General features: G+C 55.3%; 11 protein-coding genes and 1 tRNA gene. 11 read left to right on the forward strand and 1 reads right to left on the reverse strand.

Annotated elements, in window-relative coordinates; all coding sequences use genetic code 11:
* The first annotated feature begins 111 nt into the window (after positions 1-111).
* Positions 112-187 (forward strand) — tRNA-Gly (locus ACLJPQ_RS09440).
* Between the two features lie 269 nt (positions 188-456).
* Here ACLJPQ_RS09440 and queG read toward each other — a convergent pair.
* On the reverse strand, positions 457-1596 hold the full coding sequence (gene queG / locus ACLJPQ_RS09445) for a tRNA epoxyqueuosine(34) reductase QueG (RefSeq protein ID WP_001670426.1): 1140 nt from the start codon (positions 1594-1596) through the stop codon (positions 457-459).
* Between queG and nnr the strand changes: the two genes are divergently transcribed.
* The 10 genes from nnr (at position 1595) to ACLJPQ_RS09495 (ending at position 12220) form a co-directional block, all read left to right on the forward strand.
* Positions 1595-3142 carry a bifunctional ADP-dependent NAD(P)H-hydrate dehydratase/NAD(P)H-hydrate epimerase gene (gene nnr / locus ACLJPQ_RS09450; protein ID WP_076736124.1) on the forward strand — a complete coding sequence of 516 codons (1548 nt, stop codon included), beginning with the start codon at positions 1595-1597 and terminating at the stop codon, positions 3140-3142. The two genes, queG and nnr, sit on opposite strands and share 2 nt — an antisense overlap.
* Positions 3114-3575 carry a tRNA (adenosine(37)-N6)-threonylcarbamoyltransferase complex ATPase subunit type 1 TsaE gene (gene tsaE / locus ACLJPQ_RS09455; RefSeq protein ID WP_000981984.1) on the forward strand — a complete coding sequence of 154 codons (462 nt, stop codon included), beginning with the start codon at positions 3114-3116 and terminating at the stop codon, positions 3573-3575. The genes nnr and tsaE overlap by 29 nt, the downstream gene beginning before the upstream one ends.
* A gap of 16 nt (positions 3576-3591) precedes the next feature.
* On the forward strand, positions 3592-4911 hold the full coding sequence (gene amiB, locus ACLJPQ_RS09460) for an N-acetylmuramoyl-L-alanine amidase AmiB (protein WP_000640348.1): 1320 nt from the start codon (positions 3592-3594) through the stop codon (positions 4909-4911).
* Between the two features lie 9 nt (positions 4912-4920).
* The gene (mutL, locus tag ACLJPQ_RS09465) at positions 4921-6777 is read left to right on the forward strand and encodes a DNA mismatch repair endonuclease MutL (protein WP_052894884.1); all 1857 of its coding nucleotides are present in this window, start codon (positions 4921-4923) and stop codon (positions 6775-6777) included.
* Positions 6770-7720 carry a tRNA (adenosine(37)-N6)-dimethylallyltransferase MiaA gene (miaA, locus tag ACLJPQ_RS09470; RefSeq protein WP_001000734.1) on the forward strand — a complete coding sequence of 317 codons (951 nt, stop codon included), beginning with the start codon at positions 6770-6772 and terminating at the stop codon, positions 7718-7720. The genes mutL and miaA overlap by 8 nt, the downstream gene beginning before the upstream one ends.
* 82 nt (positions 7721-7802) lie before the next feature.
* Positions 7803-8111, forward strand: coding sequence for an RNA chaperone Hfq (gene hfq, locus ACLJPQ_RS09475; RefSeq protein ID WP_001051875.1), 309 nt, complete (start codon positions 7803-7805; stop codon positions 8109-8111).
* Positions 8112-8182: 71 nt separating this feature from the next.
* Positions 8183-9463, forward strand: coding sequence for a ribosome rescue GTPase HflX (hflX, locus tag ACLJPQ_RS09480; RefSeq protein WP_000460338.1), 1281 nt, complete (start codon positions 8183-8185; stop codon positions 9461-9463).
* 214 nt (positions 9464-9677) lie between these two features.
* Complete coding sequence (gene hflK / locus ACLJPQ_RS09485; RefSeq protein WP_000312505.1) at positions 9678-10937, forward strand: FtsH protease activity modulator HflK; 1260 nt, start codon at positions 9678-9680, stop codon at positions 10935-10937.
* Positions 10938-10939: 2 nt separating this feature from the next.
* Positions 10940-11944, forward strand: coding sequence for a protease modulator HflC (hflC, locus tag ACLJPQ_RS09490; RefSeq protein ID WP_001232417.1), 1005 nt, complete (start codon positions 10940-10942; stop codon positions 11942-11944).
* 78 nt (positions 11945-12022) lie between these two features.
* Complete coding sequence (locus tag ACLJPQ_RS09495) at positions 12023-12220, forward strand: DUF2065 domain-containing protein (protein ID WP_001089290.1); 198 nt, start codon at positions 12023-12025, stop codon at positions 12218-12220.
* Positions 12221-12233: the final 13 nt, after the last annotated feature.

Here is a 12233-nt window from a genome sequence, read left to right on the forward strand (position 1 = left end):
CGGGAATAGCTCAGTTGGTAGAGCACGACCTTGCCAAGGTCGGGGTCGCGAGTTCGAGTCTCGTTTCCCGCTCCAAATTTGAAAGTGCTTGTTAAGCACAGACGCACCCAAGCGGGAATAGCTCAGTTGGTAGAGCACGACCTTGCCAAGGTCGGGGTCGCGAGTTCGAGTCTCGTTTCCCGCTCCAATTCTTATCTACAGTAAAATTATCCACAACGAATATCGCGTTGGGTCACGTTTTGTTCCGCTTTCGTCAGATCCTTGTAAACAGACTTATCCACAGGTTGGCCCATTACTCCTGGAATGCAAAAAATCATACCTGACGCGTAGAATTTCTATAATTTACTGAAAAATATAGAAAAAATAAGATTTCAAAACGTTAGCGTTATTGACTATTCCTTTTTTCCCTCTTGAATCGCAATGTGTTTTTATTTTTATACACAGCCTGTGAATAATTCAGGCATCGCGCACCAGCCCTTTTTCAATCACCCTGACCAGACGCTGTTTTTTCGGTAGCTGCACTTCAATGATGCAGGCGTTGCGCTTTTCAATTTGTTGCGCAATCGCCCATTCGATATGCTCATCGAGAAGTGGATGCTCACCCTTGCGGCTTTCCAGCGCCGTAATGACGGCATTACTCCACGGCGCATTCCCCAGCGCGACGGCAACATTGCGCAGCCAGCGTAAATGGCCAATGCGCCGAATCGCAGAACCTTCAGTGACTTTCAGAAACTGCGCTTCGCTCCAGCTAAACAACTCAAGCAAATCTGGGTTATGCAGCGCCTTGCGTGGGCTAAAATCTGCTTCGTCGGTCAACTGAGAGTAACGATTCCATGGACAGATAAGCTGGCAGTCATCGCAGCCGTAAATACGGTTGCCTATCAGTGGGCGAAATGCTTCCGGAATAGCGCCTTCCAGCTCAATGGTGAGATAAGAAATACAGCGCCGCGCGTCCACCGTATACGGTTCGACAATCGCCCCGGTCGGGCAAATGGTCATACAGGCGACGCATTTGCCGCAACCTTCCTCGACCGGCTGGTCGACCGGCAGCGGTAAATCAATCAGCAGTTCCCCCAGGAAAAAGAATGAGCCTGCCTCCCGATTAAGGATAAGTGAGTGCTTACCCGTCCAGCCAAGTCCGGCTTTTTCCGCTAATGGGCGTTCAAGAATAGGCGCAGAGTCGACAAACGGTCTAAAATTCAGCGAACCGCAGTACTGCTGGATCTGCTCGCCCAGTTTTTTAAGGCGGCTGCGTAATAGCTTGTGATAATCACGCCCCAGCGCATATCGGCTAACGTAGCCCAGCGTGGGATCCTTCAACGTACTGGCAAACGCGGCGTTGGCGGGCAAATAGTTCATGCGCACGCTGATGACACGTAGCGTACCGGGTAAGAGCTCATGAGGCCGGGCGCGCATCATACCGTGGCGCGCCATCCATGCCATCTCGCCGTGGTATTGTTTGTCCAGCCACGCCTGCAGCGCAGGTTCGGATGCGCGCAGATCGGTATCAGTAATACCGACCTGCTGAAAGCCCAGCTCCAGCCCCCACTGCTTAATATTTTGCGCTAACTGATTGAGATCGAGGGGCTTTGACATGATGGACCATAACATGAAGAAAAACCCTGTAAGTATACCACACTCCATTTGGCCCGCCGATGACATCAAACGGCTGGAACGCGATGCGGCGGATGCCTTCGGACTCACACTCTATGAATTGATGCTGCGCGCTGGCGACGCGGCATTTCGGGTAGCCCGTGACAGTTATCCTGACACCCGACACTGGCTGGTGTTGTGTGGTCATGGCAACAACGGCGGCGATGGTTACGTCGTGGCGCGACTAGCGCAAGCGGCGGGCATTAGCGTAACGTTGCTGGCGCAGGAGAGCGACAAACCGTTGCCTGAAGAAGCGGCGCAGGCGCGCGATGCCTGGCTGAATGCCGGCGGCATTATCCATGCTGCCGATATTATCTGGCCGGAAGCGACGGATCTGATTATCGACGCGCTGCTTGGCACCGGCATAGCCCAGGCACCGCGCGACCCGGTAGCCGGTCTGATTGAACAGGCGAACGCCCATCCTGCGCCGGTTGTCGCCGTCGATATCCCGTCAGGCCTGCTGGCGCAAACGGGCGCCACGCCTGGCGCGGTGATAAGCGCCGCGCATACGGTCACGTTTATCGCCCTGAAACCAGGCCTGCTGACCGGCAAAGCACGTGACGTTACCGGCATATTGCATTATGACGCGTTGGGACTGGAAGGCTGGCTGGCGAGCCAGACGCCGCCGCTCCGGCGTTTTGACGCGACGCAGTTGGGGCAATGGCTAACGCCGCGTCGACCGACCTCGCATAAGGGCGATCATGGTCGTCTGGCGATTATTGGCGGCGACCAGGGAACAGCGGGCGCAATTCGGATGGCTGGCGAGGCGGCGCTGCGTACGGGGGCTGGGTTGGTCAGAGTTCTGACTCGCGGTGAAAACATCGCGCCGTTGCTGACGGCCCGCCCGGAACTGATGGTACATGAACTCACGCCTCAGTCGCTGGAAGAGAGCCTGACCTGGGCTGACGTTGTGGTGATCGGCCCGGGGCTTGGGCAGCAGGAATGGGGCAAAAAAGCCTTACAGAAAGTAGAAAACGTCCGTAAACCTATGCTGTGGGATGCGGATGCGTTGAACCTACTGGCAATCAATCCTGATAAACGTCACAATCGCGTGATTACGCCGCATCCGGGAGAGGCTGCCCGCCTGTTAGGATGTTCTGTGGCAGAAATTGAAAGTGATCGCTTACTTTCAGCACAGCGTCTGGTAAAACGGTACGGAGGCGTGGTCGTGTTAAAAGGCGCAGGAACGATTATTGCCGCTGAACACCACCCTCTGGCTATCATTGACGCTGGTAATGCAGGGATGGCGAGCGGCGGGATGGGCGATGTCCTGTCCGGCATCATCGGCGCATTGCTCGGACAGAAGTTTACCCCGTATGATGCGGTATGTGTGGGATGTGTGGCTCACGGCGCGGCGGCGGACTTACTGGCAGCGCGTTATGGCGCTCGCGGCATGTTGGCGACCGATCTTTTTACTACGCTGCGGCGTATTGTTAACCCTGATGTGATTGACGTAAACCATGATGAATCGAGTAATTCCGCTACCTGACGAACAGGCGACGCTAGACCTGGGACAACGGGTAGCCAACGCCTGTGATGGCGCGACCGTTATTTATCTGTATGGCGATTTAGGTGCCGGTAAAACGACGTTTAGCCGGGGATTTTTACAGGCGTTAGGCCATAACGGTAATGTAAAAAGCCCCACCTATACGCTGGTAGAGCCTTATGCGCTTGATAACATGATGGTATATCACTTCGACTTATACCGTCTTGCGGACCCGGAGGAGCTGGAGTTTATGGGCATTCGCGATTATTTCGCCAACGACGCCATTTGTCTGGTGGAGTGGCCGCAACAAGGTAAAGGCGTTCTCCCCGACCCGGACGTCGAAATCCATATTGATTACCAGGCGCAGGGGCGTGAGGCTCGCGTAAGCGCGGTATCCTCATCGGGTCATTCGTTACTGGCGCGTTTAGCCGATTAGCTATAAAGGTGGCGGGATGATTTATCGCATCAAAAATGCCGTAATAGCAGCCTTAATCCTGCTGTGCGCGCACGCGGGCGCCGCCAGTCTCTCTGATATTCAGGTGTCCAACGGCGAGCAGCAGGCGCGCATTACGCTGAGTTTTATCGGCGAGCCGGAATATGCTTACTCACAGGACGGTAAACGTACCGTGGCGCTGGATATCAGGCAGACCGGCGTGATTCAGGGGCTGCCGCTTCAGTTTAGCGGTAACAATCTGGTGAAAACGATCCGTGCCGGAACGCCGAAAGATGCGCAATCTTTACGGTTGCTTGTCGATCTGACGGAAAATGGTAAAACCGAGGCGGTGAAGCGGCAAAACGGCGGCAACTATACGGTCATTTTCACCATTAATGCCGATGTTCCGCCGCCGCCACCGCCTGTCGTCGCGAAACGGGTTGAAAGCGCGCCCCGTCCGACGGAGCCTGCCCGTAATCCGTTTAAATCTTCTGATGATCGCCTGACCGGCGTAACCAGCAGCAATACCGTTACGCGGCCTGCGGCGCGCGCGTCGGCAGGCGCTGGCGATAAAGTGGTGATTGCTATTGATGCCGGACATGGAGGTCAGGACCCCGGTGCGATAGGCCCGGGCGGTACGCGCGAGAAAAATGTCACCATCGCCATCGCGCGTAAGTTACGCACATTGCTGAATAACGATCCGATGTTTAAAGGCGTGCTGACGCGTGACGGCGACTATTTTATTTCGGTGATGGGGCGGTCTGATGTGGCGCGTAAGCAAAACGCCAACTTCCTTGTCTCTATTCATGCGGATGCCGCGCCAAATCGCGACGCCACCGGCGCCTCCGTCTGGGTATTGTCCAATCGTCGCGCGAACAGCGAAATGGCAAACTGGCTTGAGCAGCATGAGAAGCAATCCGAACTGTTAGGCGGCGCTGGCGATGTGCTGGCGAACAGTCAGTCAGACCCTTACCTGAGCCAGGCGGTACTGGATTTGCAATTCGGTCATTCGCAGCGGGTAGGGTATGATGTGGCGACGAACGTACTAAGCCAACTCGACGGCGTGGGGTCGCTGCATAAACGCCGCCCGGAACACGCTAGCCTGGGAGTGTTGCGTTCGCCGGATATCCCGTCCATTTTGGTGGAGACGGGCTTTATCAGTAATCACGGCGAAGAGCGATTGCTGGCGAGCGACCGCTATCAGCAGCAGATTGCTGACGCTATATACCGGGGGTTGCGTAAGTACTTTGCAGCGCATCCGATCCAGTCTGCGCCGCAGGGCGGCCCAGGCCAGACGGCCAGTACCAACCAGCCTGGCGCCATAACCGCCGCGAATTAAGGAGATTTCATGCCGATTCAGGTTCTGCCGCCGCAGCTCGCGAACCAAATCGCCGCTGGCGAAGTGGTGGAACGCCCTGCGTCGGTTGTTAAAGAGCTGGTAGAGAATAGTCTGGATGCAGGCGCTACCCGCGTTGATATCGACATCGAGCGTGGCGGCGCGAAGCTTATTCGTATTCGCGACAATGGCTGCGGCATTAAAAAAGAGGAGCTGGCGCTGGCGCTGGCCCGTCATGCCACCAGTAAAATCGCCTCGCTTGACGATCTGGAAGCGATTATCAGTCTGGGATTTCGCGGCGAAGCGCTGGCGAGTATCAGTTCGGTCTCGCGTTTGACGCTAACGTCGCGCACGGCGGAGCAGGCGGAAGCCTGGCAGGCGTATGCGGAAGGGCGTGACATGGACGTGACGGTAAAACCCGCCGCGCACCCGGTCGGCACCACCCTGGAAGTTCTGGATCTCTTTTACAATACGCCCGCCCGGCGCAAATTCATGCGTACCGAAAAAACGGAATTTAATCATATCGATGAGATCATCCGTCGTATTGCATTGGCCCGTTTTGACGTCACGCTTAACCTGTCGCACAACGGCAAATTGGTACGGCAGTATCGCGCTGTCGCAAAGGACGGGCAAAAAGAGCGCCGGTTAGGCGCCATCTGCGGCACGCCGTTTCTCGAACAGGCACTGGCGATCGAGTGGCAGCATGGCGATCTGACCCTGCGCGGCTGGGTCGCCGATCCGAATCACACCACCACGGCGTTAACGGAGATCCAGTACTGCTATGTGAATGGCCGCATGATGCGCGACCGCTTGATCAACCATGCCATTCGCCAGGCCTGTGAAGATAAGCTGGGCGCGGACCAACAGCCTGCGTTTGTGTTGTATCTGGAGATTGACCCGCATCAGGTGGATGTCAATGTTCATCCCGCCAAGCACGAAGTGCGTTTTCATCAATCCCGGCTGGTGCACGACTTCATCTATCAAGGGGTGCTGAGCGTTCTGCAACAGCAGACGGAAACGACGCTGCCGCTGGAGGATATTGCGCCAGCGCCGCGGCATGTCCCGGAAAACCGTATCGCCGCCGGGCGCAACCATTTTGCTGTACCCGCCGAGCCAACTGCGGCGCGCGAGCCCGCGACACCGCGTTATTCCGGCGGCGCATCGGGCGGCAACGGCGGGCGTCAGTCCGCAGGTGGTTGGCCGCACGCGCAGCCAGGTTATCAGAAGCAGCAGGGCGAGGTTTATCGCGCGCTTTTACAGACGCCGACGACGAGCCCCGCGCCGGAGCCGGTTGCGCCTGCGCTTGACGGACATAGCCAGAGTTTTGGTCGCGTACTGACGATAGTCGGCGGTGACTGCGCGTTGCTGGAACACGCGGGGACTATCCAGCTCTTGTCGCTGCCGGTTGCGGAGCGTTGGCTGCGTCAGGCGCAGCTTACACCGGGTCAAAGTCCGGTTTGCGCGCAGCCGTTGCTGATTCCGCTGCGTTTAAAAGTGAGCGCCGATGAAAAAGCCGCGCTGCAAAAAGCCCAATCTTTGTTGGGAGAATTGGGTATTGAATTTCAGTCGGATGCGCAGCATGTGACCATTCGGGCGGTGCCTTTACCCTTACGACAACAAAATTTACAAATCTTGATTCCTGAACTGATAGGCTACCTGGCGCAGCAGACCACATTTGCAACAGTCAATATTGCACAATGGATAGCGCGTAATGTGCAGAGCGAACATCCGCAGTGGTCGATGGCGCAGGCCATATCGCTGCTGGCGGATGTTGAGCGGCTATGTCCGCAGCTGGTAAAAGCGCCGCCGGGTGGCCTGTTACAACCTGTTGATTTACATTCGGCGATGAACGCCCTGAAGCATGAATGATGTAAGCAAGGCGAGCCTGCCTAAGGCGATATTTTTGATGGGGCCGACGGCCTCCGGCAAAACGGCGCTGGCGATAGAACTGCGTAAAGTTTTGCCAGTAGAGTTGATAAGCGTTGATTCCGCCCTCATTTATCGGGGAATGGATATTGGCACGGCTAAGCCGAATGCCGATGAGCTGAAAGCGGCGCCGCATCGACTGTTGGATATACGCGACCCGTCGCAGGCGTATTCGGCGGCGGATTTTCGCCGCGACGCGTTAGCGCAAATGGCGGAGATCACCGCTGCGGGGCGTATCCCGCTGTTAGTGGGCGGTACCATGCTGTATTTTAAGGCATTGCTGGAAGGGTTATCGCCGCTGCCTTCAGCAGATCCGGAAGTCAGATCCCGGATAGAGCAGCAAGCAGCGGAGCTTGGATGGGAGGCGTTGCATCAGCAACTTCAGGAGATAGATCCGGTTGCCGCCGCGCGAATTCATCCAAATGATCCGCAAAGACTTTCCCGGGCACTGGAAGTTTTTTTCATTTCGGGTAAAACTTTAACGGAGCTAACGCAAACGTCAGGAGACGCGCTACCGTACCAGGTGCATCAGTTCGCTATCGCCCCGGCGAGCCGTGAACTGCTCCATCAGCGCATTGAACTGCGTTTTCATCAGATGTTGGCTTCAGGTTTTGAAGCAGAAGTCCGGGCGCTTTTTGCCCGAGGAGATTTGCATACGGACTTGCCTTCCATCCGTTGTGTGGGATACCGCCAGATGTGGTCATACATTGAGGGCGAAATCTCATATGATGAAATGGTTTATAGAGGTGTTTGCGCCACGAGACAGTTGGCGAAGCGCCAGATGACCTGGTTGCGCGGTTGGGAAGGGGTGCGCTGGCTTGACAGTGAGAATCCCGATCGGGCGCGAAAAGAAGTATTACAGGTTGTTGGTGCTATCGCAGACTGAATGTGTACAATTGAGACGTATCGTGCGCAATTTTTCAGAATCGAAAGGTTCAAAGTACAAATAAGCATATAAGGAAAAGAGAATGGCTAAGGGGCAATCTTTACAAGATCCGTTCCTGAACGCATTGCGTCGGGAACGTGTTCCAGTTTCTATTTATTTGGTGAATGGTATTAAGCTGCAAGGTCAAATCGAGTCCTTTGATCAGTTCGTGATCCTGTTGAAGAACACGGTCAGCCAGATGGTTTATAAGCACGCGATTTCTACTGTTGTCCCGTCTCGCCCGGTTTCCCATCACAGCAACAATGCCGGTGGCGGCGCCAGCAATAACTACCATCACGGTAGCAACGCGCAGGGTTCTACTGCGCAACAGGACAGCGAAGAGACTGAATAAGTTCACGCGCTGTTTATCCATGTCGGGGGCGTCGGATAATCGCCCCCGCTGGTTATTAAGAGGGTTTACGCTTGTTTGACCGTTATGATGCCGGTGAGCAGGCGGTACTGGTACACATCTATTTTTCGCAAGACAAAGATATGGAAGACCTCCAGGAGTTTGAATCTCTGGTCTCTTCCGCCGGTGTCGAAGCAATGCAGGTGATTACCGGTAGCCGTAAAGCACCGCACCCGAAGTACTTTGTAGGTGAAGGTAAGGCAGTTGAAATTGCGGAAGCCGTGAAAGCGACTGGCGCAGCGGTCGTATTGTTTGATCATGCATTGAGTCCAGCCCAGGAGCGAAACCTGGAGCGTTTGTGCGAGTGCCGGGTTATCGATCGCACCGGTCTTATCTTAGATATTTTTGCCCAACGTGCGCGTACCCATGAAGGTAAGTTGCAGGTTGAGCTGGCGCAGCTACGCCATCTGGCTACGCGTCTGGTGCGTGGCTGGACCCACCTTGAACGTCAGAAAGGCGGGATTGGTTTGCGCGGTCCGGGTGAAACCCAGCTCGAAACCGACCGTCGTTTACTGCGTAATCGCATTGTGCAGATTCAGTCGCGCCTGGAGAAAGTTGAGAAGCAACGTGAGCAGGGGCGGCAGTCGCGCATCAAGGCCGACGTTCCGACGGTATCGCTGGTGGGCTATACCAACGCCGGAAAATCCACCCTTTTTAATCAGATCACTGAAGCGCGGGTCTATGCGGCAGATCAGCTATTTGCGACGCTGGACCCGACGTTACGTCGTATTGATGTAGCGGATGTCGGTGAAACCGTTCTGGCGGATACGGTAGGCTTTATCCGCCATTTACCGCACGATCTGGTGGCTGCCTTTAAAGCTACCCTGCAAGAGACGCGTCAGGCGACGCTGCTGCTGCATGTGGTCGATGCGGCGGATGTTCGCGTGCAGGAAAACATCGAGGCGGTAAACACCGTTCTTGAAGAGATTGACGCTCACGAAATCCCCACCTTAATGGTGATGAACAAAATCGATATGCTGGACGACTTTGAACCGCGTATCGACAGAGATGAAGAGAATAAACCCATCCGCGTTTGGCTTTCAGCGCAAAGCGGCGTGGGGATACCACAGCTTTTTCAGGCTTTGACGGAGCGTCTTTCCGGCGAGGTGGCGCAGCATACGCTGCGTTTGCCGCCGCAGGAAGGGCGTCTGAGAAGCCGGTTTTATCAGCTTCAGGCAATAGAAAAAGAGTGGATGGAGGAAGACGGTAGCGTCAGTCTGCAGGTACGAATGCCGATTGTCGACTGGCGTCGCCTCTGTAAACAAGAACCGGCGTTGATCGAATACGTGATCTAGACGCGAAGTCATTCAGGTCGTATTGAAGCGGTAGCTGAGAGAATTTCAGGAGCTCACAACTAAGTGACCTGGGGTAAAAAAGCCGCCACTCAGGACGCAGCCTGAAAGATGATGTCTGTAACGGCGGTTCGTCTGAAGCATGGAGTAATTTCGCCTTATCCTCTGAGGTCGAAAGACAACGGGGATCACCGCATAACAAATATGGAGCACAAACATGGCGTGGAATCAGCCCGGTAATAACGGACAGGACCGCGACCCGTGGGGAAGCAGCAAACCTGGCAGCAACTCTGGGGGAAATGGAAACAAAGGTGGCCGCGATCAGGGACCTCCCGATCTGGATGATATCTTCCGTAAGCTGAGTAAAAAACTCGGTGGTTTTGGGGGCGGTAAAGGCACCGGTTCCGGCGGCGGTAGCTCATCGCAAGGCCCGCGTCCGCAACTGGGAGGCCGTATTGTCGCCATCGCCGCGGCGGCAGTAGTCATTATCTGGGCGGCCAGCGGTTTTTATACCATTAAAGAAGCCGAGCGTGGCGTTGTGACGCGTTTTGGTAAATTCAGCCATCTGGTAGAGCCAGGTCTGAACTGGAAGCCGACATTTATTGACGACGTCACGCCGGTGAACGTCGAAGCGGTGCGCGAACTGGCGGCGTCAGGCGTGATGCTGACGTCTGATGAAAACGTCGTGCGCGTTGAAATGAACGTGCAATACCGCGTCACCGATCCGCAGAAATATCTGTTTAGCGTGACCAGCCCGGACGATAGCCTACGTCAGGCCACCGACAGCGCGCTGCGTGGCGTCATTGGTAAATACACAATGGATCGCATCCTGACCGAAGGCCGTACCGTTATTCGTAGCGATACCCAACGCGAGCTGGAAGAGACTATCAAACCGTACAACATGGGGATTACCCTGCTGGACGTGAACTTCCAGGCTGCGCGCCCGCCGGAAGAGGTGAAAGCCGCCTTTGACGACGCGATTGCCGCACGTGAAAACGAGCAGCAGTACATTCGTGAAGCGGAAGCGTATACCAACGAAGTTCAGCCGCGCGCCAACGGTCAGGCGCAGCGTATTCTGGAAGAGGCACGCGCCTATAAAACCCAGACTATCCTGGAAGCGCAGGGTGAAGTCGCCCGGTTTGCGAAGATTTTGCCGGAATATAAAGCCGCGCCGCAGATTACACGCGAGCGTCTGTATATTGAAACGATGGAAAAAGTGCTGAGCCATACCCGTAAAGTACTGGTTAACGACAAGAGCGGTAATTTAATGGTGCTGCCGTTAGATCAGATGCTGAAAGGCGGGAATGCGCCGGCGGCAAAGAGCGACAATAGCGCCAGCAACCTGCTGCGCCTGCCGCCGTCCACAAAGTCTAACGCCAGCGGAGCAAGCAACACGTCGTCCTCAAATCAGGGCGATATTATGGACCAACGCCGCGCGAATGCGCAGCGTAACGACTACCAGCGTCAGGGGGAATAACGATGCGTAAGTCAGTTATTGCGATTATCATCATCGTGCTGGTAGTGCTCTACATGTCCGTCTTTGTGGTCAAAGAGGGCGAGCGCGGCATTACGCTGCGTTTTGGTAAAGTTCTGCGTGACGATGAGAACAAACCGCTGGTTTACGCGCCGGGTCTGCACTTTAAGATCCCGTTTATTGAATCAGTGAAAATGCTTGATGCGCGTATCCAGACGATGGATAACCAGGCCGATCGCTTTGTGACTAAAGAGAAGAAAGACCTGATTGTCGACTCCTACATCAAATGGCGTATCAGCGACTTTAGCCGTTACTATCTGGCGACCGGCGGCGGCGATATTTCGCAAGCCGAAGTGCTGTTAAAACGTAAATTCTCGGACCGTTTGCGTTCTGAGATTGGTCGCCTGGACGTAAAAGACATCGTGACCGATTCTCGTGGTCGTCTGACTCTGGAAGTGCGCGACGCGCTGAACTCCGGTTCAGCCGGTACCGATGATGAAGTAGCGACCCCGGCGGCGGATGACGCGATTGCCGAAGCGGCGGAACGCGTCACGGCGGAAACCAAAGGTAAAGTACCGGTCATCAACCCGAACAGTATGGCGGCGTTGGGTATCGAAGTGGTCGATGTGCGTATTAAGCAGATCAACCTGCCGACCGAGGTTTCTGAGGCGATTTACAACCGTATGCGCGCCGAGCGTGAAGCGGTCGCGCGTCGTCATCGTTCACAAGGTCAGGAAGAAGCGGAAAAACTGCGTGCGGCTGCTGACTATGAGGTGACGAAAACTCTGGCGGAAGCCGAGCGTCAGGGGCGTATCATGCGTGGTGAAGGTGATGCTGAAGCCGCGAAGCTGTTTGCCGACGCGTTCAGTCAGGACCCTGATTTCTACGCGTTCATTCGTAGTCTGCGCGCTTACGAGAAGAGCTTCGAAGGTAATCAGGACGTGATGGTATTGAGCCCGGACAGCGATTTCTTCCGCTACATGAAGACACCGAGTTCGACGACACGCTAAAATAGCGTCAGCGGTTTTAGACCAGCAAAACCACCGCATCCAAAGGATGCCGGTGGTTTTCTTTTATAAGGGCGATAAATGAATTCAACAATCTGGTTGGCGCTTGCTCTGGTATTAGTCCTCGAAGGGCTGGGACCGATGCTGTATCCCGGCGCATGGAAAAAAATGGTTTCGGCACTGGCGCAACTGCCGGAAAATGTTTTACGACGTTTTGGCGGCGGACTTGTGGTTGCGGGAGTTGTGGTCTACTACATGTTGAGGAAAACGATTGGCTGAGCAAAAAGTGGTC

Source organism: Salmonella sp. SAL04213 (assembly GCF_046550535.1).
Taxonomy (GTDB): Bacteria; Pseudomonadota; Gammaproteobacteria; order Enterobacterales; family Enterobacteriaceae; genus Salmonella; species Salmonella enterica.

Excerpts from the sequence above, each read along its gene's own strand:
- nnr (WP_076736124.1), top strand. The coding sequence starts at position 1,595 with ATGATGGACCATAACATGAAGAAAAACCCTGTAAGTATACCACACTCC.
- queG (WP_001670426.1), bottom strand. The coding sequence starts at position 1,596 with ATGTCAAAGCCCCTCGATCTCAATCAGTTAGCGCAAAATATTAAGCAG.
- tsaE (WP_000981984.1), top strand. The coding sequence starts at position 3,114 with ATGATGAATCGAGTAATTCCGCTACCTGACGAACAGGCGACGCTAGAC.
- amiB (WP_000640348.1), top strand. The coding sequence starts at position 3,592 with ATGATTTATCGCATCAAAAATGCCGTAATAGCAGCCTTAATCCTGCTG.
- mutL (WP_052894884.1), top strand. The coding sequence starts at position 4,921 with ATGCCGATTCAGGTTCTGCCGCCGCAGCTCGCGAACCAAATCGCCGCT.
- miaA (WP_001000734.1), top strand. The coding sequence starts at position 6,770 with ATGAATGATGTAAGCAAGGCGAGCCTGCCTAAGGCGATATTTTTGATG.
- hfq (WP_001051875.1), top strand. The coding sequence starts at position 7,803 with ATGGCTAAGGGGCAATCTTTACAAGATCCGTTCCTGAACGCATTGCGT.
- hflK (WP_000312505.1), top strand. The coding sequence starts at position 9,678 with ATGGCGTGGAATCAGCCCGGTAATAACGGACAGGACCGCGACCCGTGG.
- hflC (WP_001232417.1), top strand. The coding sequence starts at position 10,940 with ATGCGTAAGTCAGTTATTGCGATTATCATCATCGTGCTGGTAGTGCTC.
- ACLJPQ_RS09495 (WP_001089290.1), top strand. The coding sequence starts at position 12,023 with ATGAATTCAACAATCTGGTTGGCGCTTGCTCTGGTATTAGTCCTCGAA.